The organism is Protofrankia sp. Cr2 (assembly GCF_963555885.1).
Taxonomy (GTDB): Bacteria; Actinomycetota; Actinomycetes; order Frankiales; family Frankiaceae; genus Protofrankia.
Genome location: NZ_CAUVXG010000032.1, coordinates 31799 through 57545, shown reverse-complemented (window position 1 = coordinate 57545; position 25747 = coordinate 31799). Strand labels below are relative to the sequence as shown.

The 25747-nt window shown below is 66.5% G+C and carries 25 protein-coding genes and 1 pseudogene; 5 read left to right on the top strand and 21 right to left on the bottom strand.

Going from position 1 to position 25747, the window contains the following annotated elements:
- The 3 genes from U9978_RS15435 to U9978_RS15425 form a co-directional block, all read left to right on the top strand.
- A partial coding sequence (locus U9978_RS15435; protein WP_322761822.1) for an AMP-binding protein occupies nt 1–864 on the top strand: 864 nt, incomplete at its 5' end.
- Nucleotides 864–2054, top strand: coding sequence for an acyltransferase (locus U9978_RS15430; protein ID WP_322761821.1), 1191 nt, complete (start codon nt 864–866; stop codon nt 2052–2054). The genes U9978_RS15435 and U9978_RS15430, both read left to right, overlap by 1 nt.
- A gap of 112 nt (nt 2055–2166) precedes the next feature.
- Entirely contained in the window at nt 2167–3093 is a 927-nt protein-coding gene (locus U9978_RS15425; RefSeq protein WP_322761820.1) for an alpha/beta hydrolase family esterase, read from the top strand.
- A gap of 68 nt (nt 3094–3161) precedes the next feature.
- On the opposite strand, the gene U9978_RS15420 is transcribed toward U9978_RS15425, so the two are convergent.
- The 11 genes from U9978_RS15420 to U9978_RS15370 form a co-directional block, all read right to left on the bottom strand.
- Nucleotides 3162–4133 (bottom strand): hypothetical protein, encoded by a 972-nt coding sequence (locus tag U9978_RS15420; protein WP_322761819.1) that lies wholly within the window; start codon nt 4131–4133, stop codon nt 3162–3164.
- On the bottom strand, nt 4111–5217 hold the full coding sequence (locus U9978_RS15415; RefSeq protein WP_322761818.1) for a DUF3696 domain-containing protein: 1107 nt from the start codon (nt 5215–5217) through the stop codon (nt 4111–4113). The genes U9978_RS15420 and U9978_RS15415 overlap by 23 nt, the downstream gene beginning before the upstream one ends.
- Nucleotides 5214–6356 (bottom strand): DUF262 domain-containing protein, encoded by a 1143-nt coding sequence (locus tag U9978_RS15410; protein ID WP_322761817.1) that lies wholly within the window; start codon nt 6354–6356, stop codon nt 5214–5216. The genes U9978_RS15415 and U9978_RS15410 overlap by 4 nt, the downstream gene beginning before the upstream one ends.
- A 173-nt stretch (nt 6357–6529) precedes the next feature.
- Nucleotides 6530–6910 carry a twitching motility protein PilT gene (locus tag U9978_RS15405; RefSeq protein ID WP_322761816.1) on the bottom strand — a complete coding sequence of 127 codons (381 nt, stop codon included), beginning with the start codon at nt 6908–6910 and terminating at the stop codon, nt 6530–6532.
- The gene (locus U9978_RS15400) at nt 6907–7233 is read right to left on the bottom strand and encodes a hypothetical protein (RefSeq protein ID WP_322761815.1); all 327 of its coding nucleotides are present in this window, start codon (nt 7231–7233) and stop codon (nt 6907–6909) included. The genes U9978_RS15405 and U9978_RS15400 overlap by 4 nt, the downstream gene beginning before the upstream one ends.
- A gap of 158 nt (nt 7234–7391) precedes the next feature.
- Entirely contained in the window at nt 7392–8453 is a 1062-nt protein-coding gene (hemB, locus tag U9978_RS15395) for a porphobilinogen synthase (protein WP_416210987.1), read from the bottom strand.
- The gene (locus tag U9978_RS15390) at nt 8450–10288 is read right to left on the bottom strand and encodes a uroporphyrinogen-III synthase (RefSeq protein WP_322761814.1); all 1839 of its coding nucleotides are present in this window, start codon (nt 10286–10288) and stop codon (nt 8450–8452) included. The genes hemB and U9978_RS15390 overlap by 4 nt, the downstream gene beginning before the upstream one ends.
- 2 nt (nt 10289–10290) lie before the next feature.
- On the bottom strand, nt 10291–11340 hold the full coding sequence (hemC, locus tag U9978_RS15385) for a hydroxymethylbilane synthase (RefSeq protein WP_322761813.1): 1050 nt from the start codon (nt 11338–11340) through the stop codon (nt 10291–10293).
- Nucleotides 11337–12689 (bottom strand): glutamyl-tRNA reductase, encoded by a 1353-nt coding sequence (locus tag U9978_RS15380; protein WP_322761812.1) that lies wholly within the window; start codon nt 12687–12689, stop codon nt 11337–11339. The genes hemC and U9978_RS15380 overlap by 4 nt, the downstream gene beginning before the upstream one ends.
- A complete protein-coding gene (locus tag U9978_RS15375; RefSeq protein WP_322761811.1) occupies nt 12686–13531 on the bottom strand; it encodes a redox-sensing transcriptional repressor Rex in 846 nt (281 codons plus the stop codon). Before U9978_RS15375 ends, U9978_RS15380 begins: the two co-directional genes overlap by 4 nt.
- A gap of 206 nt (nt 13532–13737) precedes the next feature.
- Nucleotides 13738–14046 (bottom strand): glutaredoxin family protein, encoded by a 309-nt coding sequence (locus tag U9978_RS15370; RefSeq protein WP_416210986.1) that lies wholly within the window; start codon nt 14044–14046, stop codon nt 13738–13740.
- A 562-nt stretch (nt 14047–14608) separates the two neighbouring features.
- Between U9978_RS15370 and U9978_RS15365 the strand changes: the two genes are divergently transcribed.
- Both U9978_RS15365 and U9978_RS15360 read left to right on the top strand, forming a co-directional pair.
- Nucleotides 14609–15406 carry a sigma-70 family RNA polymerase sigma factor gene (locus U9978_RS15365; RefSeq protein ID WP_322761809.1) on the top strand — a complete coding sequence of 266 codons (798 nt, stop codon included), beginning with the start codon at nt 14609–14611 and terminating at the stop codon, nt 15404–15406.
- A gap of 206 nt (nt 15407–15612) precedes the next feature.
- Nucleotides 15613–16515, top strand: a complete 903-nt coding sequence (locus U9978_RS15360; protein WP_322761808.1) for an HAD-IB family hydrolase — start codon at nt 15613–15615, stop codon at nt 16513–16515.
- A 112-nt stretch (nt 16516–16627) separates the two neighbouring features.
- Here U9978_RS15360 and U9978_RS15355 read toward each other — a convergent pair whose 3' ends face one another.
- The 10 genes and pseudogenes from U9978_RS15355 to U9978_RS15310 all read right to left on the bottom strand — a co-directional run.
- Nucleotides 16628–16867 (bottom strand): hypothetical protein, encoded by a 240-nt coding sequence (locus tag U9978_RS15355; RefSeq protein ID WP_322761807.1) that lies wholly within the window; start codon nt 16865–16867, stop codon nt 16628–16630.
- 123 nt (nt 16868–16990) lie between these two features.
- A complete protein-coding gene (locus tag U9978_RS15350) occupies nt 16991–18289 on the bottom strand; it encodes a lysophospholipid acyltransferase family protein (RefSeq protein ID WP_416210985.1) in 1299 nt (432 codons plus the stop codon).
- Nucleotides 18290–18475: 186 nt separating this feature from the next.
- Nucleotides 18476–19516, bottom strand: a complete 1041-nt coding sequence (locus U9978_RS15345) for an NAD-dependent epimerase/dehydratase family protein (protein WP_322748483.1) — start codon at nt 19514–19516, stop codon at nt 18476–18478.
- A gap of 357 nt (nt 19517–19873) precedes the next feature.
- Nucleotides 19874–20752, bottom strand: a complete 879-nt coding sequence (locus tag U9978_RS15340; protein WP_322761806.1) for an SAM-dependent chlorinase/fluorinase — start codon at nt 20750–20752, stop codon at nt 19874–19876.
- Nucleotides 20753–20975: 223 nt separating this feature from the next.
- Nucleotides 20976–21074 carry a 30S ribosomal protein bS22 gene (locus U9978_RS15335; protein ID WP_003948845.1) on the bottom strand — a complete coding sequence of 33 codons (99 nt, stop codon included), beginning with the start codon at nt 21072–21074 and terminating at the stop codon, nt 20976–20978.
- 224 nt (nt 21075–21298) lie between these two features.
- Nucleotides 21299–22096, bottom strand: a complete 798-nt coding sequence (gene proC / locus U9978_RS15330; RefSeq protein ID WP_322761825.1) for a pyrroline-5-carboxylate reductase — start codon at nt 22094–22096, stop codon at nt 21299–21301.
- A gap of 67 nt (nt 22097–22163) precedes the next feature.
- On the bottom strand, nt 22164–23120 hold the full coding sequence (locus U9978_RS15325) for a proline dehydrogenase family protein (RefSeq protein ID WP_416210990.1): 957 nt from the start codon (nt 23118–23120) through the stop codon (nt 22164–22166).
- 18 nt (nt 23121–23138) lie between these two features.
- Nucleotides 23139–23942 (bottom strand): class I SAM-dependent methyltransferase, encoded by an 804-nt coding sequence (locus U9978_RS15320; protein WP_322761804.1) that lies wholly within the window; start codon nt 23940–23942, stop codon nt 23139–23141.
- Between the two features lie 112 nt (nt 23943–24054).
- Nucleotides 24055–25032 (bottom strand): sugar phosphate isomerase/epimerase, encoded by a 978-nt coding sequence (locus U9978_RS15315; protein WP_322761803.1) that lies wholly within the window; start codon nt 25030–25032, stop codon nt 24055–24057.
- A gap of 222 nt (nt 25033–25254) precedes the next feature.
- Nucleotides 25255–25747 (bottom strand): annotated as a pseudogene (locus tag U9978_RS15310) (Ppx/GppA family phosphatase); the annotation flags it as partial.

Sequence of the window (25747 nt, the reverse complement as noted above, 5' to 3'; positions counted from 1 at the left end):
GACACCGGTTTCCGCCGCCGTGGATTCTGGCAGCGGATCATCGAACACGACGTGACCTGGATCAACGCCGTACCGGCCATCGTGACCATCCTCGCCCGCGACCCGGATGTCGGGCAGGCGCGTTCGACCAGGGTGCGTTTTGTCCGGTCCGCGTCGGCGGCGTTGCCTGTCGCGGTGCTGCACGCGTTCGAGCAGGCCACAGGCATCGGGGTACTGGAGACCTACGGCATGACCGAAGCCGCGAGCCAGATAGCGGCCAATCCGCTGCGTGGCGTGCGTAAGGCGGGCTCGGTCGGGCTGCCGGTCGCCACGCAGGTACGGGTGGTCGACGAGGACGGGCAGGGGTGCCCCGATGGTGTCACCGGTCGCGTCCAGATCCGCGGTGCCGGGGTGATCAGAACCTATGTGGGCGAGGCCGGCAACGAGCGGATTGACGCCGACGGTTGGCTCGATACCGGCGACCTGGGGTATTTCGACGCCGATCGGTACCTGTTCCTCGCCGGCCGTATCGACGACGTGATCAACAGGGGTGGCGAGAAGATCTTCCCACGTGAGGTGGAGGAAGTCCTACTGGCCGATCCCCGGGTGGGTGCGGCCGTGGTTGTCGGTCGTCCCGATCCGGTTCTCGGACAGACACCGGTTGCCTTGGTCGTACCGGCTGCCGGGGCCGACGAGAGCCTCACCGCCGATCTGGCCGCCCGCTGCGAGTCCGTTCTGGACCGGTTCAAGCGACCGGTTGCCATCGACGTCGTCGACGCGCTGCCGGTCGGACCCACCGGCAAGGTGATGCGGCGGCTCGCCTGCGACCGCCTCGATGGAAGCCAACGCCAGCGTGACCGGCTCGGATGTACGAACGGGCTCTGATGACGACAGCGACATCGAGCCCGATGCGGGCCGCTCCCGAAGGGCCGGGCTCCTCCCATGAGCGACGACCGGAGCCGCCGGTCACCCGCGCGGTCACCGCCCGACGGCCGACGCATCTGCACGACGTCGACCTGGTCCGCCTGCTGACCTTTGTCGCGGTGGTCGGCGTCCACACCACGGGCGGTACGAACCCGTTCCAGAGCGTCGGCGGTAACGCCGCTCTCATGCTGCTGCATTTCACCCGTGAGGCGTTCTTCTTCCTCACCACTTTCGTGCTCTTCCACACCCATTACGGACGTCCACTCGCGCTGGGCCGGTTCTGGCGGCGCCGGTTCCTGCTCGTCGGGGTGCCGTACGTGGTCTGGACCGTGCTCTATGCCGGCCGCGGGCTCCTCCAACAGCTGTCAGACGGCCAGATAACCGCCGCTGCGCGCACTCTCGGCTATGACTTAATCACCGGCGACGCCTGGTATCACCTGTACTTCCTGCTGGTCACCCTGCAGGCATACCTGTTGTTCCCGCTGGTGGCACGCCTGGTGCGGCGCACCGCCGGGCACCACTGGTCGCTGCTGGCAGGAAGCGCACTGCTCCAAATCGCGATCATGACAGAGGTCCACTACGGCCGGCCGTGGTCCGGGGTGGCCGGCGTGCTGGAGCAGCACTGTTACGAGCTGTTCGGGATGTACCAGTTCTGGCTCGTGGCCGGTGCGCTCGCCGCGGTCCACGGCGATCGCTTCCGCGGCTGGGTGAGTCGACACATCGGGCTCTCGGTACTGAGCGCGGCACTCGCCGCCGGTGCCGCAGAACTCTGGTACATGATCGCACGACATCACGGACAGCCGCCGTTCGACGCCGCGTCGGTCTTTCAGCCCATCATGGTGCCATGGGGATCAGCGAGCATCGTGGCCCTGTTCGCCCTGGGCTCGGTGTGGCAGCGCAGACGACGTCCAGGCCGGCTGGACTCACTCATACGCAAGGGTTCGGAGCTGTCCTTCGGCATCTACCTCGTTCATCCGGCGATCCTGGTAGGTGTGCTGACCGTCCTTCCCCACGCCCTTCCCCCACCGTGGTCAACCCTGCTGGCGATGTCTACGACCCTGGTGCTGTCGACGGCGGTGGTCGCGCTCTGCCGACCCACGCCGCTGAGCCTGGTGGTGTCCGGTCGGCCCCGACAACGGACGACAGGCTGACCTGCGCATGACCTACCGACGGGGGAATCTTCTGCTGGCCGCCACGGCGGCGATACTACTCATCGTCATCATAGCAGAACCTATCGTTCACGTAGATCGAAAACAATCAGCCATGGCGGCCGCATCGGTCACACCCAGTCAACCGTCTACCCCACCGCAGGGTGCAACCAGCAAGGCCACGATCACAGCCCAACCGCTGATCAGCCAGACCACGCAGACGATCGCGATGGGTGGGCTGCGACGCGGCTATCTGTTGCTGCGACCGGTTGGATCCACGCAGCGGCTGCCGCTGGTGGTACTTCTGCACGGTCGCGGCCTGACACCGACCGCGATGGTGGCGCTCAGCGGCCTGAGTCCGCTCGTGGCCGACGGCCACGCGATTCTTGCCGTACCCGCAGGTCTCGACCGGTCCTGGAACGCCGGCGCCGGCTGTTGTGGCACGGCGGGCCGGTCACGACCGGACGACCCCGCCTTTGTGCGCGGTGTCGTCGCCGCGGTGCTGCACGGGGAGCCGGTCGACGCACATCGGGTCTACCTCGTCGGCTACAGCAACGGCGGAAAGCTCGCGCTTCGGATGGCCTGCGAGGACCCGTCCGCCTTCGCCGGGGTTGCGACATACGGGGCCGTACCGCTGGTACCGTGCGCGCGAGGACGTGCGGTGTCGGTACTGCTTGCCGCCGGTACCGCCGACCAGGTGCTGCCCTACGACGGAGCTCTCCTGGCACGACCACCGTTGATGTCGATGGCCGCCGCGGTCGCACTCTGGCGCGAGCGGGACGGCTGTCCGGTACGGCCGGCGACCACCCGCCGGGTGGGTCCGGCCGAGATCATGATCTGGCGCGAATGCCGAGACCGTGCCGCTGTCGCCGCCGTCACCTACCACGACGTGCCACACTCCTGGCCGGCACCACCACGCGTACCGGCCGCGGCCAGTGCCGCCACCGTCATCTGGAGCTTCTTCGCCGGTCTGCCGGACGTGCCGGCCCCGCCAAACCCACCCGCCGCCACGGTCGCTCGCTCCGCCACCGGACCAGCGTGACCGCGCCGCGACCGGCCATCGGCGCGTACTCCGGCCCCGGGACGTCGCGTCCCCTATTGCCGGTCGCTCTACGTGTCGAGATGAGAAACAAAGATTCCGATCAGAATACGGCCGGCCAGATGTTCACTGGGTTCGGAGAAGTGGATACGATTGCGGTGACGCTCGAGCTTCGCATGCCACTCACAACGCAGCGTATTGCCCTCATAGGTCACTTCTCGCCGCCGCATCAACCGGTCGCTGCCCCTGGTGTTCGGACTCTCCGGTGAAAGTTCGAGGTGGTAACGGCCCATCGCGGCCTGGATCTCGTTGGGCTTTCCCTTGCATCCACGGTACTCGTCAACAAATCGATCGTTCAGCGCAGCGAGTACGGTGACAACCCGGTCGCGCAGTACCGGGTAGGATCCTTCGAAACGGTTGAATGAAAGGCTTGGATGAAACACGAGATCCGGAAAGGCGCGTCGACTCAGCTCGAAGAAGTCACCTTCTGACACGTTTTCAAGCACGAATAATCGCCGCCAGAACTCGGGCAGGTCCGCCGGGTCACAGAAAAAGTACACCTGACTTTCACCGTGGTCACCGTGCACGGCCAGAGTTCCTCGACGACGAGTGGAACCTGGAAAAAGCACGCAGGCGACACCGAATCCACTCATGATCATAAAAGATGCGTATGCCACCGAAAGCGCCATGCTGGGATCCCCACCGTCGATGCTTACGGTAACATCAACATTCGGAATCGCCTCGTCGTCCCATTCCGGACAGCGCGAAAGCTGACTGTGAGCAAGCACCAGTGTGTCCCGGTCGACCTCCGATGGGTACTCGCGGCAGAGAAACTGGTAAACCTCGCAGTCGTCCAGGCACCGGACCGCTTCCCACATGGGTGCGCATGAGACCCCGAGACGGTCGTCAGCGCGAAGCGTCCGTAAGGTCTCGTTGAACTCATCTAAATATGCCTCGATCTGGGAATCGGACAGTCCCCGGAAATCGAAACTCACCTCGTCGATGACGACACGGGGACCACTAACCTTTTCCGCGCTTCGCACGGGCCAGCCTCCCCAGGTCGTTCTCGATCTGGTCAAAAAACCCTGTCGGCCAGCTGGTGAGCCCACCACGACCCGTAAGTTCGATGGCCGTGGGATGACCATCGGTACCCTCACCGAAAAAATGCACGATCACCCCTCGGGACTCGAGAACTCGGTCCTCCATGACAGCAAGCCGGATGCCGTTGATCAAATGATCACTGTGAGTTTCCACAATCACATGTGCGCCACTTCCCGCCACCTGGCCGAGGAAGCGGCCGAGCCGGGACTGGCCCGCCGGATGCAGGTGGGCTTCGGGATTCTCAACGACCAGTACTCCGCCTATCGGCATCAGCAGACCGGCCACGATGACGGGCAAGGCGTAGGAGAACCCGAAACCCATGTTAGCGGGTCTGATCTGCTCACCCACCACCCCGGGCTCCTGGAAGCGGATCAAACTCGCCGTGATCCCCGCCGGCCATTGTGCGGTGATCCGGATTGGCCGGATGACCTCGGACGCCCAGGTCTCGACCTGGGTACGTAGCGTGGTGACGCCTTCCGCCCCGGTACTCGGATGTCGAAGTAGTTCACGAACCTCCGTGGTCTCGTGAAGGGCCAGCGCTTGTGCCGTGTATTCACCGCGGACCCCGACACCGACCCGATCCCGATCTTCGGCGGTGACATCCAGCTGATCCCGAGGCCCGAGCCGTTCGGCGTTGAGGTAACTGAACGAGACGCCGTGACCGGCGAGCAGGTCCGGGACATCCGCCGGACGGTCACGAACCAGCAGATTCAACGCTCTGTCGTCAGGCACGTCAAACAAATACCGGTAGGGGACCTCACCGACGTCGATGCGAATTTCAATCTCCTGCCTCTCGGCTTCGGGATGCAGGATGTCGAAAGCCTCGCCAAGCGCCAACCCGTACGGCCCGTTGAGCTGTACGACCCGAGCGCCCGCATTCTCAGCCACCTGTCGGGCGAGTAGCAGAGCCTGGATGGCGGTGCTCTTACCGGTACCGTTCAGACCGGTAAGAACAGTGAGTGGTCGAATTTCCAACTCGATTGAAACGAACCGTTTGAAATTGCGGATCGCAAGAGTCGTCGTCACCGGGCCACCTGCGCGGTCTGGGCTGCTATGTCAAACCGTAGCCGGACCTTCCTTGGGTCTCCTGTCGACGTCGTGATCGCATCGATATAAAATCGATCATCGGTCATGAGATCCCGCGCGGCAGTCACTATCAGATCTTTGCGCCTCATCAGATCGGCGAGATCGTAGCGACCGAGTACGTAGGACCAGCTTTCGAACAGTGGGCGGTTGATGGGATTCCTGTTGTTCACCCCTCGGGGCCATTTCCGGAACGCATGTTCGCCGAAGACTTCGTAACTTTTCGTCATTGCTTCCCGGAAATCATTCTGGAGCTCCACCAGACGATCGTCCGGAACCTCCCGGGGATTGTCGAGCATTGTTGTCGTGGTATCCAGAAAAGCGTCCATGGAGCCGTCCGAGACATAACCTTCAACACCGCGCAGCCAGAAGGCACAGTATCTGAGAACCACCTCACGATCATCCATTCGGATGTGGTCACGAAAACGTTCACCAGTGGCGCGGTCGAATTCCGGACTGTGCGTGCACCGTTTGAGGAAGCTCCGGCTTCGATCCTTGCTCATGCAGTGCCGAATCTCCTGGGCATTCAGCGGCGTGCCACCCGTGTTGATCCGCTTGAAGATATCGTACTTGACTCCCGAAGGCGTGCTCGGATCGATGACGTGAACAACGATCTGCGCGTTGTTGATCCTGCGTTGCAACGCCGGCGTGAGCTCCTCGAAACGCTTCCGCTCCGCCGATTTGAGATACTCCAGGTCAGTCAGCGTGAACGCCTGCCGGCGGACATAGCCGTACACAGTGGACAGCCGCTGAAGGCCGTCTACCACGCGCATCATCCCGCTTCTGTCTTCGGCGAAATAAAATGCCGGCAGTGGGATCTGCAACAAGATTGACTCGATGAGACGTGACTTCTGACGGGCCTTCCACACTGTGTTCCGCTGGAAGTCGGGCGCCAGCTCCAGATCATCGTCAGCAATCAGGTCAAGGACATTACGCAACGAGAACTGCTTCGTACCGACCCGGATGTCATCCGGATTCCAGGGCCGGGCGGTACCAGGTTGCTCGTCGTCCAGCTCAACCTCGACTCCGGTTGGCTCGTTATTGAAATGCTCCTCACGAACGTCGATGCCGTCCTCCGCCATGTCGACGCATCCTCCGGATCTGTCAGGGTCCAGCGCCGATCCTACGAGGCTTGGCCGTGGACGAACCGGACCCGACGGCTCCTCCATCCTGGCGCCCCGGGAGCACAAACCTGGTGCGGATGGCTGCGGGGGCCATCGACCACGCAGGTGCCCTCGCAGCCACCCCGTCGTACTCAGATGACGTGCAGACTGATCTTTGTGTTGTGGGCGTCCGCAAGGGCGGACACGTCCGACGGATCGCTCGTAACGACCGAACGCCCCTTCGTCGCTGCGGAGACGACAACCGCCGCGTCTACGACGTCCGATCGGTCGGCCTTTGCCAGGAGCGTCCCGCAGGCCCGTGCGCTCTCCTCGGAAAATGATTCGATGTCGCACCCTTTGAGCAGGCGGGACAGGTTCGGCTGTGGGCCACCTCGCCAGACCTGTGCCAGCACGGGCGCCGGAACAATCGGCCGAACGTCATGCTCCAGCGCCTCGATGTGCATGGCCCACACCTTGTGATCCGAGCGCTCCGCCGCAACGAGCGCGCCAGCGTCGTAGATCAGGCCCTTCATGAAATCACCCCCAGCTCGCGAAGGACGCGGCGAGCGTTCTCGCGTGCATCCGGGGGGATGGGGCCGTGCTCGGCTTCGTACTCACGGACGGCCGCAAGGCCCTCCTGGATACCGATGTGATGATCGATCACCTGTGACATCCAGGCCGACAGGCTGACGCCGCTGGCCGCTGCCGCCGCCCGTGCGGCCGTGAGGACACGCTCGTCCAGGGATACGGACACCTTCGCGACAGCCATGCCGTCATCGTAGTCGATCTGTTCGTACCAACGGTACGAACACGCAACCGACAGCTCCCGCGTCGGTCGCTGCAGAACCATGGTCATTGCGGTCCCTCCACCAGAAGATGGACGATCTTGCTGTGAAGCAGTTTATCGGCCAAAATAGGAAGATGTATCCGCAAAGTGCACATAAGGACCACAGAAACACCTGCAGCGACCGGGCCCGGCGGGAACGGAGCAGCCAGGAAGGGTGTCCGGACGGATCAGTGCAGGCGCTGGGCCACCTCGGTCGCCCAGTACGTCAGGATGATGTCCGCGCCCGCCCGGCGGACCGCCGTCAGGGTCTCGGCGATGGCGCGCTCGCGGTCGATCCAGCCGTTCGCAGCCGCCGCCTCCACCATCGCGTACTCGCCGGACACCTGGTAGGCGGCAACTGGCACGTCCACGGCGGCGGCGACCGCCGCCACGACGTCCAGATAGGCCAACGCGGGTTTCACCATCACGGCGTCGGCGCCCTCGGCGATGTCGAGGGCGACCTCGCGCAGGGCCTCACCGGCCGAGCGGGCCGGGTCCTGCTGATAGCCGGCGCGGTCACCGAACCGCGGCGCGCACTCGGCCGCGTCGCGGAACGGGCCGTAGAAGGCCGATGCGTACTTCGCCGAGTAGGCCAGGATCGGCACGTCCGCGTGGCCGGCTGCGTCGAGCGCCGCGCGGATCGCGCCCACCTGGCCGTCCATCATCCCGCTCGGCGCCACCACCTGGGCACCAGCGCGGGCCTGGGCCACCGCGATCGAGCCGTACCGAGCCAGAGTGGCGTCGTTGTCGACGTCACCGTCGTGCGTCAACAGACCGCAGTGGCCGTGGTCGGTGTACTCGTCCAGGCACAGGTCCGTCATGATGACCATGTCGCCGCCGACCTCCGCGACAAGATCCGCGAGAGCGAGTTGCACGATGCCGGCCGGGTCATCCGCGGCCGAACCACGCCCGTCCTTGCTCGCGGGAACGCCAAAAAGGATCAACCCACCGACGCCGGCCCGGGCCGCCTCGACCGCGGCCTTACGCAAGGACTCCCGGGTGTGCTGCACGACCCCCGGCATCGAGGCGATGGGCGCCGGGGTGGCGATGCCCTCCTTGACGAACATCGGAAGCACCAGGTCCGCCGGATGGAGCCGCACGTTGGACACCAGCCGCCGCAGGGCCGCGCCACGGCGCAGCCGGCGCGGTCTGGCCAGCGGGAACCGGGCGCGACCAGCAGCGACACGATCGCCGCCAACATCGCCAACACCGCCAACACCGGAAGGAGCAGCGCCCGGCAGCGCGGTCACCGCCGGGAACCGCGCCGGGGTTTGGGTAGCCGGGCTGCGAGCGGACCGACCTTGCCCAGTTCCTCACGGTGCTCGGCGGCGAAGTCGGCCAGTGCCTGCACCAGCGACGGGATGGTCGCCTCCGTCGCCTGGACGTCGACGCGCAGGCCCAGTTCGACCGCGGTGGCCGCCGTCTGCGGGCCGATGACCGCGATCACCGTGGTCTCGTGCGGCTTACCGGCGATCCCCACCAGGTTGCGCACGGTCGAGGAGGAGGTGAACACCACGGCGTCCACCCGGCCGCCCTTGAGCGCTTCCCGGATCGGAGCAGGCGGTGGCGCGGCGCGCACCGTGCGGTACGCCGTGACGTCGTCGACGTTCCAGCCACGGTCTTTCAGCCCGGCGACCAGGGTCTCGGTGGCGATGTCCGCCCGGGGGAGCAGCACCCGGTCAAGCGGGTCGAACACGTCGTCGTACTCGGGCCAGTCGGCGAGCAGACCCTCGCTGGACTGCTGGCCGGACGGGACGAGATCCGGCCGGATCCCGAAGGCGCGCAGCGCATCCGCGGTCGCCTCACCGATCGCGGCCACCTTGACGCCGGCGAACGCCCGCGCGTCCAGACTGCGTTCCTCGACCTTCTCCTGAACGGCCCTGACCGCGTTCACCGAGGTGAAGGCGACCCACTGGTAACGACCCGACACCAGGCCGGTGATCGCACGTTCCATCGGGGCGGCTGTCCGCGGCGGCTCCACCGCGATCGTCGGTACCTCCAGCGGACTCGCGCCGTGCGAGCGCAGCAGGTCCGAAAGGATGGCCGCCTGCTCCTTGGTCCGCGGTACCAGAACCGTCCAACCGAACAGCGCCCGCGACTCCCACCACGACAGCTTGCCTCGGGCCGCGACCGCCGGACCGATCGACATGACCACACATGGTGCGTTCGCGATGACGGGCGCCGCATCGGCCTCGATCCGGTCCAACGTGGAAGAGACCGTTCGCTGGTCGGTCGTGGTGCCGTCCACTGTCACGGCGACAGGTGTGTCGCCCGAGCGGCCCTGCTCGACCAGCGCCGCCGCGACCTTACCGACCTCGTTCGAGACCGCGGTCACCACCAGGGTGCCGGGCGCCTGAGCCAGCGACACCCAGTCGATCTCTGAGCCGGGCACACCAGCGGCGCCCAGGCCCGCGCCGATCCCACCGAGACCGAGCGACGCGCCCAGCGGCGATGCCGTAAGGCCTGCGCCCCCGAGACCGGCGCTCCCCAGACCCGTCCCGCCCAGACCGGACCCACCCAGCTCAGACAGGCCGCGCCCGCCGAGACGACTGGCTCCGAACGTCGCCGAACCCAACGGCATGCCTGGCGTGTCCGCCGCCGGAGTGATGGTCGGCTGCACCCCGCTGGCGGAGAAAACCCCCGCTGTACTTGCGAAGGTGACCGGAAGTCCGGGCGCGACCCCCGAGTAAGCGGCAACCGCCGCACCGGTGGGAATCCCTGGCACCACCCGGAAGGGAATCTTGGCTTTGGCCAGTGCCTGTGCGTCGGCGATACCGATCCCGGTGAGCCACGGGTCCGACGCGTACAGCCGGACGACCCGTTCCCCCGCCCGGGCCCGCGCGACGACCACCGCGGTTGCCGCGTCTGCGTCCATGATTGGTTTCGCCGGTTCGGTATCGCCGATATGTAGCACCTCACCGGCAAGCGTGGCGACGATCTCGGGAGCGACACCGGGATCAACAATGACCGAGTCAGCACCGGCCAGCGTCTCGGTGGCGAGAACGGTCAGCAGGCCGGGGTCGCGTGGGCCGGCTCCAACGAGAGCGACCGGGATCAGGGGCTTTTTCGTGCGGCGGGTGGCCATGATCAAAAATTTCCCATCAGCGTCTGTGCTCCAGCGGACAACATCGCGTCCGCGAGGCGCTCTCCCAGCGCCTCCGGGTGGTGAGCGGGCCCGGTGACCACGCGCCGGAGAACACCGTTCCCCTCCGGCGACGCAACCACCGCCCGTAGCCGGATGACACCAGCGGCCATTGCTCCGTCAGGCGTCACCGCAACGTCGGCAAGAGCGCCGACCGGTGCGCTACAACCGGCCTCGATGGCAGCCAGGTAAGCACGTTCGGCGACAACAGCCGTGCGCGACAGTGGGTCGTCCAGCACAAACCGTAGCAGCTCGGCGAGAGTGACATTGCCTCGGTACAGGTCAACCCGATCGAGAACATCATCGAACGCGCTGGGATCACCCACGCATTCGATTGCCAGCGCACCCTGCCCAGCAGCCGGCACCATCACATCCGCATCCAGCACCTCGGTCACCGCGTCCAACCGGTCCAGCCGGTCCAGCCCGGCATGGGCCAGTACGACCGCGTCGACCGCTCCGTCGATCGCCTTCTTAATTCGCGTATCGACGTTACCCCGAATCGGGACGACATTCAGCCCGAGGCCCAGCGCCCGCAGCTGCGCAGCTCGCCGGGGAGACCCGGTACCGACGGTGCTGCCGGGCCTGAACTCGCTCAACTTCCGCCCACTCGGCGTGACGACGACATCACGAGGGTCCGCGCGGGGTGGGACAGCCGCGATCACAAGCCCGTCCGGGGGCGCTGTCGGCAAGTCCTTCAGGGAATGGACGGCGAGATCGATTTCACCGGCCAGCAGCGCTTCCCGTAGCGCGCTCACGAATACGCCGGTCCCACCGAGCTGGCTGATCGCCTCCTGGGAGCGGTCACCTGCGGTCACAATGTGCACAAGCTCGACCTGACGGCCCAGCCGCTCCCGCAACCAGCTCGCCACCAGGCTGGACTGCGCGAGGGCGAGCGGCGAACCCCGCGTGCCCAGCCGCAGCGCATCCGTCCGCCCGGTGGGTCCCTGGACGGACCTGCCACCCGGGCGACCCGGCCGAAGGTTTCCGCTCGTCATGGTGCCTCTCGTAGATCGGGTGCGGACACGATGGCCGGGGCCTCCCGAGGAAGGTCGAACAGCTCATGCAGCGCCTCGGCATAGGTGTCGCCGCCGGGGGACGCAGCGAGCTGCTGCACCCGCACGGTCGGCGCGTGCAGCAGTTTGTCCGCCACGCGCCGGACCGTCCCCTCCACCATCGCCCAGTCGCGGGGGGAGATGTCGGGCAGACGGGTGTGCAGCCGGTCGAGCTCCTCGCGCACGACAGCCGCGGCCTGCGCCCGAAGTGCCACGACGGTCGGCGCGACCCGATGAGCACGACATCGATCAAGGTAGGTACCGGTCTCGGACGCCACCAGCGCCCGGACCGCCTCGACGTCGCTGGCCACCTGCTGTCCGTCCAGGGCGCTCCGTAGGGTGTCGATGTCGATCAGGGTGACGCCGGGAATATCACGAACAGTGACGTCGATGTCCCGGGGAAGGGCGAGGTCCAGCAGGACCAGCGGCCGCCCGCCCCGACGGACCATCGCCTCGGCGATCACCTGACGGGTCAGGATCAGCCCGGCCGCACCCGTCGAGGTGATCACCAGATCGGCCCGGTCCAGTTCCGGTGCCAGCTGCGTCAGCGCGACCATCTCGGCCGTGTAAGCCTCGACGATTCGTCGGGCTCGCGCCGGGGTACGGTTCGCGACCACGAGTTCGGCCGCACCGGCCCGCCGCGCCACGGCCGCAGCCAGCGCTCCCACGACCCCCGCACCCACCAGCAGGACCCGACGCCCGGCAAGTGCGTCGATCGCCGGCAGCGACCCGGCCAGCGCGACCCGCTCTGCGGCGCCCCCCCACACAGCCACGGCCATGCCCACCCCGACCGACACGATCGACGCTCCGGCCGAACCGATCGCGGTCTCACTGTGTGCGCGCTTGCCGACCCGCAACGCCGTCTGGAACAGACCGCCGAGGGTGGCTCCGGCGCTGGCCTCGACCTGGGCCGTCCGAAAGGCCGCGCGCACCTGCCCGAGGATCTGGGTCTCCCCCACCAGCATCGAATCCAGGCCACAGACGACTGAGAACAGGTGGCTGACAGCCCGCGCCTCATGGTGGACGTACAGGTGCGGTGCAAGATCGGACAACTCTGTCCCGGTGATCCGGGTAAGTTGGTCGGAGACATCGGCAACGCCGCCGTGGAAGGTTTCCACTTCGGCGTAGATCTCGGTGCGGTTACAGGTCGAGAGCACCACGGCCTCGGCGACGCATGCGGCCTGACACAGATCGTGAAGAACCTTCGGCACATCGTCATCGGTGACCGCGGCCATCTCCAGGATGGACGTCGGTGCCGTCCGATGGTTGAGGCCCACGGCCAGCAGGCTCATGACGCGTCACCCCCGGTGGTGCCGACCAGAGGGCTGCCACTGCGGGTATTGCGCGGTGACGGCTCAGCCGGGGCAGGTGTCATAACCGCGATCCGCGAGTCAGTGGGCCCGCCCTGGCAATCGGCGCGGCTGACCGCCGAACCGATGTCGTCCGAACCGATGTCGTCCGCGGAGCAGCCGGGACGCTTTCGCGCTTCGTGGAACGACAGGATCTGCAGTTCCACCGCGAGATCAACCTTACGCACATCCACTCCCGCTGGCACCGACAGCACGATCGGTGCAAAATTGAGAATGCTCGTGACCCCCGTCGCGACGAGCCGATCGCACACAGCCTGCGCGGCGGCGGCCGGTGTACAGATCACGCCGATGGTGACCCCGTTCAGCTCGACCAGGGCCTCCATCTCGTCGAGCGGGCTCACCACGACACCACCGATCGACTCGCCGATCCGGCGGGGGTTGACATCGAGCAGCGCGACCACGCGGAATCCGCGGGACTGAAACCCGCCGTACCCCGCGAGCGCGTGGCCGAGGTTGCCGACCCCGACCAGAAGCACCGAACGGTCCTCAGTCAGACCGAGTTCAGCGGCGATGCGGCTCAGCAGGAGATCCACACCATAACCGACACCACGCGTCCCGTACGAACCGAGATGGGACAGGTCCTTGCGCACCTTCGCCGAGGTCACTCCGGCCGCCGACGCGAGCGTCTCGGACGACACCGTGTGCACCCCCCGATCGGCAAGCGAGGTGAGGACCCGTAGGTAGAGCGGGAGTCGGGCGACCGTCGCCTCAGGCACCGGCAAGCGGGCACGGCCGGTCGAACCTGCCCGACGAAACTCAGTCATGTAGGGCTCCCGCACCGTTGGAGGCGCCCGGCTGCCGGCGACGCCTGCCGTCCGCCATCCGGGAGCCCGCTGAACAACGCCGGTAGACGACTGTCCGGGTGAGTTTACGACTTCGTGAAGGCGTTCACGAAGTCGATGTGATCTTGCGCTCAGGTCGGCTGGCGGTCTGCCATCGAGCCCGGGGTCCCCGAATGATCACGATACGGCTATTCGGAGAAAGGCCGCCCCCAGCGACCGCCGGCCAGCGCACGTCGAAGGCGGGGCTCCTCGACCCGCCAGTAACCGTGCTCCCGCCCGTCCACAAGAATCACCGGTACCCGATCACCGTAGGCTTCGACCAGATCGGCGCGAGCATCGACATCGACCTCCTGCCAGCCGGTACCCGCATCGCCAGCCACCCGAGCCACCGCGATCCGTGCGTCGTCGCAGAGATGACAACCGGCCCGGGTCAACAGGGTGACCCGGACGCCTCCCGGCCGACCACTCACCCCGGCGCCCGACCCCGGCCCGCACAAACCCGCACTGTTACTCCGATCATCCTAGCCCGGCCCGCCAGAGTAGATCTTTCGAGCGGCACGACACAAACACAAAAACACTTCCCCAAGACTCATGAGACAACCACATCTTCATCTCACCATGCACGCCCGGTGCCGGATCGTTGGCTAGACTCAGCCGTCCAGGGTCCTTGGACGGTCATCGCCGGAGGCGCGAGAAAACCATGATCGCGTCTTTTCCGGTCTGGGCGTGTCTGATGGATGTTGGTCGATGCGGGCAATGATCCAGAAAGTGGCCTGCAAGGCGGAGGAGGTCCGGATAGCGGTGTTCTATCCGGACCGACGACAACGCGGCAGGACGCCTTCTGCGCATCGATCCGCGCGATCGAAGATCCATCAGACACGCCCTAGGCCGCCCAGGGGCGACAGACGTCCGGACGATCCCGGTCTCGAACAGGTGACATCCCGCTTCAGTCAGCCTCGTTGATCGTTCGGAGCCGAGTATGCCCGCCGCGCTGTCCCGTGCACACCGGGGATGTGCACGGCCGCAAATCCCGCTGCGTGTCATGCGCGGATCCCGCGCGTGAACCGGTCCTGGTCGCGCCCGACGCCGGACCCAGTCGGCCTGGCAGCGCTACGGGCCGAGATCTCCTCGATGAAGAATGCCCCGTATGCCGCCATGCTGGGCGGACCCCTGCGGGCCAGCTCAGCCATGGGTGGGTCGGCCACTCCGTCCTGCATCCGGTCGTCATCCCCGGGCCGACCGGTCGGCCGCCGCGCACCCGGGATGGCCGATCCAGCGCCGGCCCAGGACCTCATGCGCCCGGAAACGGATGTCACCGAACTGGTCCGCCGCGCGCAGGAGGGCGACAACGAGGCTTTCGGCCGGCTGTACGACTCCTACCTGGAGGTGGTCTTCCGCTATGTGTTCTACCGGGTGGGCAGCCGGGCGATGGCCGAGGACATCGTCAGCGAGACCTTTCTGCGCGCGCTGCGCAGCATCAGAGGCTTCACCTGGCAGGGCCACGACATCGGCGCCTGGTTCATCACGATCGCCCGGAACCTGATAATCGATCATAAAAAGTCACGACGGACACGGATGGAGTTCCCCACCGACGACATCGCGGCCACCGCGGACACGCAGCTCGTCTCCGGGCCGGAGGAATCGGTCCTTGCCGGCGTCACGAACAAGGCCCTGATCGATGCGGTCCGCATGCTCAGCCCCGAACAACGGGATTGCGTCGTACTACGCTTCCTGGAGGGGCTCTCCGTGCGGGAGACCGCCTTGGCGATGGACAAGAACGAAGGCGCGGTCAAGGCGCTTCAGTACCGCGCCGTCCGATCCCTTGCCCGTCACTTCGCCGCGGAAGCCGGCCCCTGAGAACCCCCACGGCCAAAGGGCGCGCAACCATGCTCCTCCGCGCGCCCGGCGGCCCCTGAGAACCCCCACGGCCAAAGGGCGCGCAACCATGCTCCTCCGCGCGCCCGGTGTCGAGTCCCGATGCGTTGCCTTGTGGCACCGTACGCTTCCCAGGTTGCAGTGACAGCGTGGCCCTCCCGTGGGCCGTGGACGTCCAGGAGATCACGATGCGGTTTCGACCACGCCCGGCACGGACAGCTGACGACCACGCCCGCAGAGCCGACGCCGAAGCTGCCGCAACCGCGGCGCTCAAGGCAGCCGCTGAACTGGCGGCCAAGGCCCCGCCTGACCCGACCGCAGCCGCGTTCTTCGATGTGGACAACACCATGATGATGGGAGCGTCGATCTTCTACTTCGCCCGTGGCCTTGCCGCGCGTGACTTCTTCCAGTCCCGGGACCTGCTGAAGTTCGGCTGGCAACACGTGACCTATCGGGTCCGGGGGCTGGAGAACACCGATGGGATGCGGGACGTCAAGGAGACCGCGCTCGCGTTCGTCGCCGGTCGCGAGGTCGCCGAGATCGTCCGCTTCGGTGAGGAGATCTACGACGAGCGGATGGCGGAACGCATCTACTCGGGCACCCGGGCGCTTGCCGAGCAGCACCTCGACGCGGGCCAACGGGTATGGCTCGTCACAGCCACACCGGTCGAGCTGGCGGCCGTCATCGCCCGACGTCTTGGGCTCACCGGCGCGCTCGGAACGGTCAGCGAGGTTTCGGACGGGCGTTACACCGGACATCTCGTCGGTGATCCACTACATGGTCCGAGCAAGGCGGCCGCGGTGCAGGCATTGGCCGAACGTGAACAATTGGACCTTTCCCGGTGCTGGGCGTATTCGGATTCCATCAACGACCTGCCCATGCTGTCGCTGGTCGGCCATCCTGTGGCGATCAATCCAGACCCCGACCTGAAGGCCGTTGCCCGGGAACGCGACTGGCCGATCAAGGATTTCCGCACCGCGCGGAAGGCCGCCCGCATCGGTGTGCCGACAGCAGCCGGAATGGGCGCGCTGGCCGGGGGTGTTGCAGCGGGCATGGCGCTGCGCCGCCGGTACAACGGCGCGCTCGGCTGAGGCCGATCTCCGACACCCGACCGCACTCGCGCACCGCTGGCACCGCTGGCACCGCTGCCGACATCGACATCGACGTGTCCGATGTCAGTGACTACCGGTGCCGGTGCCGCCGTCAGCGGCGACCGCTCGGCATCCCGGGATCGTTCGGCGTACCCAGACGAGTGACCCGCAACGGCCCGGACGGCCCGGACTGCCCGGACGGCATGTCACGGGTCACCGCGACGATGGCCACAACCGAGGCCAGCTCGATTACGGCCAGCCAGATCGCCAGGAAGGCATCACCGATCAGGGCCAACAAACCGACCGTACTGGTGACTGACAGTAGATAGATGACGACAAAACCACGTGCCACCCACGTCCGTCTGGATACCCTGATGCCTGCAGCGGCACGGGACGGACCATGAGCGCGTGGCCTCGGTTCGACTGGATGCCGCACATCCGATGTCGCACCAGGCCCGTCCGCAGTCACCATGGGTCAGAAGAATACCGACCGGCGCTGCATCAGAAGCCCGTAGAGGGAATGTTGGATCGTCTCCCGGATGCGATCTGTGAGTTCAAACACCAGCATCGGGTCCTCGGCCGCGGCCGGGGTCAGCGATTCGGTGTCCACCGGCTCACCGAACTCGATGAGCCATTTCGACGGAAGCGGTAGCAGACCGAGCAGTCCGAACCAGGGAAACGTTGGCGTGATCGGCAGATAGGGCAGGCCGAGCAGACGGGCCAGCATCCGGAGATTCCCGATCATGGGATAGATCTCCTCAGCTCCGACGATGGTACAGGGAATGATGGGAACCCCGGTTCGCAAAGCAGCCGAGACAAACCCTCCGCGACCGAAGCGCTGGAGCTTGTACCGCTCACTGAACGGCTTTCCTATCCCCTTGAAACCCTCCGGCCACACCCCGACGAGGTGACCGGAGGCGAGCAGTCGTTCAGCGTCTGGCTGGCAGGCGAGGGTGTTACCGGTCTTGCGTGCGACAGGCGCGAGAAATGGGACGGCGAACACCAGGTCCGCAGCGAGCATCCGCAGGTGTCGATGGGCCGGATGATGGTCCATGATTGCCAGGGCGGTCATCATCGCGTCCAACGGCAACGTACCCGAGTGGTTGGCCACGATGAGCGCGCCACCGGTGTCCGGAACGTTCTCCAAGCCCCGGGTTTCGACCCGGAAGTAGTTCTGGTAGATCGGCCGCAGCAACGGCGCGATGACGTTCTCGGTGAGATCCTCGTCGAAGCCGTGCTCATCGACCACGTAGTCACCGGTGATCCGCCGCCGCAGGAACGCGAGAAAACCCGCCAGAGCCTGCTCGAGGCTGCCTGCGTCGGCGAGCGGTTCGGAGGGCAGCGCCGACGCAGGGTCCATACCCGAGTCTCCTGCCGGGTTGCTCCCGCCGCCGCCTGCGGCCGCTGCCCGCTGCGTAGGCGTCAGCTCCTCACCGCCGTTCGAGTCACCGCCGTCTGAGGCGCCACCGTTCGAGGCGCTGTTCACGGCTGCATGCTGACCGGACGCAGCCCGGTCCAACGCAGCCCGGTCCACATTCGCCTGGTCTGACGCGCTGCGCCGACCGGCGACCGGATCCGGGTGCGGGCGCGCGGCGGCGGTCGTGTGCTCGCCCACGCTCCTGTCGGCAACAGGTGCGTCACCGGCCAGGTCCGTCCCGCCGCCGCGATCGACGTCCGACGAGCCCTCCGGCCGCGGACGCCGCGCCGCCGCGCCGCCGCCCGTCCTGGCGCGCCCGTCCTTGCTGCCAAGCGGGATGATCCGCGCTTCACTCACACCAGTGACCACCTTTTCACCAGACCTGCCCCGGCGCCCTTCAGGCTTCCAGGGTCCCCCCAGCCGTCAAAACGCGCCTGCCAAGCCGGACCGAAGATCTAAAAAAGGCCCCGACGGACCGGCTTCGCCCATCCACCAGGAACCCCGGCCCACTGATCGAAGGCACGTCGGTCAGCGGCCGCCTGGTCACGATGTCCCGACCAGGCGGCGGCGCGCCAGTACACCCAGCAAGCCACGTTCGAACCGCATCACGGTGTCACGGTCGATCGCGAATCGCATCGGGCGATCTCGTACGAAGTCGTCGAATGTCTCCAGCGTCGTGAATCTCGGAACGTAGCCGAATACATGCTTCAGCCGAGTGGTGTCGACTGCACGGCCGTGCGCGAGGAAACCGAGCTGCTCCGCGGAGAAATCCAGCAGCCGCGACCGACGAACCAGATTCCCGAGCGTGACCACGGCGGGCGACGGCACCGGAAGCGGCGCTCGCCCCGCCCGCCGAACGGCCTGGGACAACAGGAGAACACCGTCCCCGGCGACATTAAATGTGCCGGGATGATCCTCGATCGCAGCCTTTGTCAGCACGCCGAGTGCATCCTCGCTGTGCAGCAGCTGCAAGCGCGGATCAAAACCGAGCACCGTCGGGACAACCGGTAGCTCGAGGTAGCGGGTCAGCGGACTGTCAATTCCAGGGCCGACGATGTTCGTGAAGCGCAACACACTGACGGTGACGTCCGGTCGGCGCCGGCTGAAACCTCGGACATATCCCTCGACCTCGAAGGCGTCCTTGCTGTAACCACCGCGGGGAAGACCACGCGGTTCCATTTCTTCCGTGAACAACGCCGGGTCCCGAGGTGATGATCCGTAAATTGTTGTGGTTGACTTCACGATCACCTTTGTGACACTCGGCGCCTTCTGGCAGGCCGCAAGAAGCTGCATGGTACCTATGACGTTGATTTCCTTCATCGCGGTCCGCCCACCTGCGCCGAGCGGAGTCGCGATGACATTCAGGTGAAGCACGGTGTCAACCGCGGCGGCGCCGATCACCTTTGCGATCAACGGATTGCGGATGTCCGCACGGACAAACTGCGTCCGCCCGAGATCATCACGAGGTGGTATGGTATCGACCCCGATGACATCCTCGATCTCCGGATCAGCCGCGAACGCGCTGGCAACCTGCGCGCCGAGGGGTCGAGAAACACCGGTAACGAGCACGCAACGTGGTCGCATTCTGGTCGCCCCCTGCCCCGATCTCGACGTCATGTTACGCCTCACAGTTGTCTGCGCGGCAACGCTCCGTGGTCCGTGGCGTGGCGTCCTATTAGCCGGCGTTAGCCCGCGTTAGCCGCCGTTAGCCCGCGTTAGAGCGCCCGGCAATAGGGGCGTGGATCAAGGAGCGGGGCCGGGGTGCGTAGATCGCGAGGCGGCGGAGGGAGGCACCCTGATGTTGGGTGTTGACCGACGACAACGCGGCGAGGTGCGTGCCCCGGCCCCGCGACGCCGCGTCCCCTATTGCCGGTCGCTCTTAGTGGCCACAATGTGGCCCGATAGCCGCTCCAGGAGGCCACGCATGATTATCTGATGGCATCAGACATGGGTGGAGACTGGAAGCGACCCGGTGGACGCCACCGATCTCGAACGTGGTTCGCGAGGGGCATGGGCGATCACGATTGCGGCGCGGCGATGCACCCGTAGCGCATCCACCGCACGCCCGCAGTTGACTGCAATCATGATACGACGCAGTGAATCCTCGCAGACCGCGATATGGCCGACCGCAACCTCACCGTAGGTATGGGTGAATCGCAGGATCAGGGTACGTCCGGCGATACGGACCTCAACGGGATCACCGAGCGTGATGCCCACGGCCTCAAGATCTGTACGAGTGATGTTCAGGGCGAGGTTGCCGAAATGATCGATATCGACGACCTCACCATGGACGTGGTCGTCGTCAACCGAGCAGGCCCGTGGCCGCAGCTGAACGACGGACGCCGGGTCCAACCGCGGCCCCACCTCGCCCAGCGGCAGACCCGCAGCCAGCCGCGCGGCGACCGGGGCGTAGACGTCGCGACCACGAAACACCGCGGTGGGCATCGGCAACCACAACTCCCGGTCCGCGATCTCGCGAACCTCGATGAGGCCGCCCAGCATCTCCCAGGCAAGCGACGCCAGGCCGTTGTCCGGCGCGACGAAGATCGATCCGTCGGAGGTGCGGACCGCGATCCCGCGGGTGTACCTGCCGTCGGTACCAAGCGGTTCGACCAGGGTGAGATGGATCCCCCTGGGTAGGTAGCCGACGGCCCCAGCCAGCATCACCGCACCATGCTCAACATCCTGCGGGAGCACCGCATGGGAGATGTCGATCACCCGGGCATCCGGGGCATGCCTGGCGATCACCCCGTGGCAAACACCCACGCAGGCATCGTCCAGCCCGTAATCCGACAGAAAACTGATCCACGAACGCGCCATACGATCCCCTGTGCCGGGGCCGGCTCCGTTGCCGCCCGTCACACGAGAGCCTCCCACAAGGCTCGACAGCCAGCGGTCGAGGACCTACCACCGGTGGAGCCGGATCGTTGCACAACGATCCGCCCCGAACTGCCGGAATTCAAACCGTCAATTTTCCGTCCCGAACACACGGAACAAGTCGACACCCCGAAAAAAATGAGAGTGTCGCATAGTAGTCATATGACTACTTCTTGTTACGTCGCTGCACGCGGGTGCGCTTGAGGAGCTTACGGTGCTTCTTCTTGGCCATACGCTTGCGACGTTTCTTGATAACCGAACCCACGAACCCGACCGATCTGTATGAGGGAAAGCCGAACGAACTATCGGCTGAGCCTACCCGCTCCCGGCCCTCCACTCGCCGCATCCTCCCGCGGAGCCGCTCAGGGACCCGGCCAGACAGGCTCGAGGAGACCCCTGAAAATCTTCGTCCGGCTCGCAACGCCCAGCATCCCGGCCGTTGATCGTTGATCGTTGATCGTTGATCAAACCAGGATTCTCAGACACGCCCTAGCCGGAAGCGAGTTCACGGGACCGGTCCCGGGCTGCCTCGATCGCAGCCAGCAACGCGGCCCTGACCCCGTGCTTCTCCAGCTCCCGGATCGCGTTGATCGTCGTCCCGCCCGGGGACGTGACAGCCTCGCGTAACAGCACCGGATGCTCGCCGGAGTCGCGCAGCATCACAGCGGCGCCGACCGCAGTCTGGACCAGGAGCTGGGCCGCGACGGCCCGCGGAATACCGAGCAGGATGCCTGCGTCGATCATCGATTCGACCAGGTAGAAGAAGTAGGCCGGGCCGCTGCCCGACAACGCGGTCACGGCGTCCTGCTGCGACTCGGGCACCCGGACAACCTTGCCGACGGGCGCCAGCAGATCCTCTGTGCGCCGCAGGTGCGCCTCGCCCGCGTGGGCGCCCGCCGAGATCACCGACATCGCCTCGTCCACGAGAACCGGCGTGTTCGTCATCACCCGCACAACCGGTGTCCCCGTGGCGAGCCGGTGCTCCAGGTAGGACGAGGTGATGCCAGCGGCCAACGAGACGACGAGGTGGTCCGGGGTGACAACGCCGGCGATCTCAGTTACCAGACCGGTCATGTCCTGCGGCTTGACTGTGAGTATCAGCACATCCGCCCGGGCGGCCGCGGCCGGGTTCGACAGCGCCTCGACCCCGTGACGGACGGACAGCTCCTCGGCGCGCTCGGAACGCCGAGCCGTCACGAAGAGGTCGTCCGGATCATGACCCGAACGGAGCATTCCCGCCAACAGTGCCTCACCGAGTTTTCCGGTGCCGAGAATCGCGACCGTCATGAACGTCCCTTCGCTGGAACCGACCTCACCGCGCCGGCTGGCAGCACCGACTGTCACAGCACCGACGTCACCGGGATGACCGCAGCGCGCGCAGGAAGAACAGCAGGTTGGCCGGGCGCTCGGCAAGCCGCCGCATCAGGTAGGCGTACCACTCCCGCCCACACGGTACGTAGACCCGCACCACCTCGCCTGCCCCGGCGAGACGCCGCTGCTCGCCCGGCCGGACGCCGAAGAGCATCTGATACTCGAACGGCCGTCGGGCGTGACCCGGATCCAGAGCTATCAGATCGGCTCCCGACCCTGCAACCGCCCCGGCGAGCCGAGCGGCCAGCTCAACCAACGCAGGATCATGAGTGGCGACCATGGGGTAGCCCCGGCCCGCCATCAGGATCGCCAGGCAGCGCGCATACGAGGCGTCCACCTCGGCCCGGCGGCTGTAGGCGACCGAGAGCGGCTCGGCATACGCGCCCTTGCACAGTCGCACCCGGCCGCCGGCAACGGCAAGATCACGACAGTCCGCCTCGGTGCGCCGCAGATACGCCTGGACGACGGCACCGGTCTCGTCGAACTCCCGGCGCAGCTCGGCCACCGCGGTCAGCGTCGCGTCGGTGGTGGTGTGATCCTCCATGTCCACGGTGACGCAGGTGCCCGCATCCCGAGCCGCCTGGCACACCCCGAGCGCGAGCTCGCGGGCCAGGGGCGGGTCAAACGCCTGGCCGAACGAGGAGAGCTTGACCGATACCTCCGTGGCCGGGGTGAGACCCGCATCGGCAAGCGCTCGCAGCAGGTCACGGTAGGTCGCGGCGGATTCGTGGGCACGCTGCCGATCGGTCGTGTCCTCGCCGAGAACGTCCAGGGACACCCGCAGGCCGGCGTCACATATGCGGCCGGCGACACTGACCCCAGCGAGAACGTCCTCGCCCGCGACGAACCGGTTGACCACGGCGTGGGTCACCGGGCTGGTCGACACGAGCCGTCGGACATGAGGGTCACCGGACGCGGCCAGCACCACCGTTCGCAGCATCGCGGTACGCAGCACCGCTCAAGGATCCCGCAAGGTGGCCACCGGCGGCGCGATGACAACGCCCTCACCCAGCGGATCCATGCGGGCGACGACCAGCACCGTGTGAAACGGCTCAGTGATCATTCCATCTGGGAACGCCTTGAGCAGGGACCGCCGCTCAGCAGCCAGAAAGTCCTCCAGCCGATCCCCGGTCGCCTGAACGTACGATTTCGACCGCAGCCACAGCTCGTACGCCTCCAGCACAAGCGTCCGGCTCCACCGGCCGGACACCGTCACAACCTCGGCGAACAGACCCGTCCAGCGCAACTCATCGGCCCACGGACGCAGCCGGTGGTCCCGCCGGTAGCCCGGGCTCATCGCCTCCAGCCGCTGCTGCTGGCGTTCCCACCAGCCCAGGTCCGCACCGTCGACGTCGTTCCACCAGACAGCGAGCGCGCCGCCGGGCCGCAGCACCCGCGCGGCCTCGGCCGCGGCCACCGGTACCTGGACCCAGTGCCATGCCTGCGCGTAGCAGACGAGGTCGGCCACGGCGTCAGCGAACGGCAGGGCCTCGCCGTCGGCGCGCACCGCGCCGAGCCCGGGGGTGCGCTCGCACAGGCGACCGAGCATCCCCGGACTGTGGTCCACCGGGATCACCCGGGCCCCACGGGCAAGCAACTGCCGGGTGGCGATGCCGGTTCCGGCGCCGACCTCGATGATGTCGGCGCCGGCGAGCTTGCGCCCGGCCAACCATTCCAGATCCACGAACAGTCGGCGAGGATAGGACGGCCGCGCGGCATCGTAGGCGGCCACCAACGGATCAAACAGCGACCTGGCGCTCACCGGAGCATGGTGCCACCACCCCGGAACGTCGTGATGCCACATTCGCAAACTGCCGGTGTCCGTTCCGCGGCCTGTTTCAGATTTTCTGTCCGATCGGCGCTATCCGGCGCCGTCAGGGCATCCGGCCGCTCACGGTAGCGGGCGCGGCCGCGAGGTTGAGCCGGGTGAACGCCAGAGCCTCGGCGAGATCCGCCTCCCGCTGGGCTCGGGACTCCGCCCGCCTCGTGTTGATCTCTACAACCACGGTACCGTCGAATCCTCGAGCCGCCAGTCTCTCCAGCAGGTCGGCGCATGGCTGGTTGCCACGTCCGGGCACAAGGTGCTCGTCCTTGGCCAGCCCGATCCCGTCGGCCATGTGAACGTGGACGAGTCGTTCACCCAGTTCGTCCGCCATCGCCAACGCGTCCGAGCGCGAAACGCTGGTATGCGAAAGATCAAGGGTGACGTGCCGGTAGTCATCGCCCACCGGCGACCAGTCCGGGGCGTACGCGGAAATCTCCCGCCCCCGCGCGCGCAACGGGAACATGTTCTCGACGGCGAAGCGGACGGCCGTCTCACCCCTCATTCTTTCGATGCCCTCGACAAAGTCGCGGGCAAAGTCACGCTGCCAGCGGAACGGCGGATGAACGACGACAGTCTGCGCCCGCAGTGCTTCGGCGACTGTACGGGCCCGCTGCAACTTCGCCCAGGGTTCGGCTCCCCATACACGCTGAGTCAACAACAGGCACGGGGAATGGATGGCGAGAATCGGAATACCATGATAATCGACAAGCCGCCGCAGAGCCTCCGGATCCTGGCTTACCGGATCCGTCAAAACCATGATCTCAACACCATCGTACCCGAGCCGCGCGGCCATCTCAAAGGCCGCCGCCGTCGATTCGGGGTACGTCGACGCGGTCGACAGGGCGACCTTCGCCGAAGGGACCTGGGCGGTGGTCCGATCAGCGCGACGAGGAACGATCAAGGTCGGATATGTGGTGCCGTGGGAGGACACGGCAAAGCCCCGCGCGGGCACTCGCGGGCTCTGGATACCGTTGTCCGCGGCCTCGGCATCCCCGAGTCGCGGCGCTGGGGTTGACGCCTCGGACATCCCTCCAGAGTAGGGCGCGCCTGTTCGATCTTCACTGACACCTCCCGTGCCCGTCATCGGGCCTCCGGGATCCCGATAGTCATCCACCAAGTCCCCCGAAACGGCCCGCCGATGTCCGAGAAATACATATCCGGGAAATACCCGGGACCCGACCAGCGCACGCCAGCGCATCACGCATCGCGCACGAACCGAGGCCACCGGCCTTCATCGCCCGCGATCAGATCAGGCAGACGTCAACCAGTCCAGCCTACGCAGAATGACACCCTCCCGAAGCGCCCACGGGCAGATCTCCACCTCGCTGAGATTGAGCAGTTCGAGAGCTTCGGCGGCAACGACGGACCCGGCGGCGAGTTGGCCCGCGCGGTCAGCAGACACCCCCGGCAGACCGCACCGCTGCGCCGCGGACATCTTGCACAGCCGGGTGGATATCTCACGCAGCGCGTCCTGGCGCAGGACCCTGCGAACGTAGGGACCACGACTGTACGGCTCGGCACCGGCGATCCGAGCCAGGGACCGGAAGGTCTTCGACGTCGCCACTGCCCGCGTGGGCTCGCCGACCACATACAGGTTCGACACCACCGGTGCGATGTGTGCCCGGACATACCGGCGCAGGGCCGCGACCTCTGCCCGTTTGGGCGGGTCGTTGGTGAACCAGTCACGAGTCAGTCGACTTGCCCCGAGTGGCAGGGATGACACCGCGTCGGGATCCTCATGG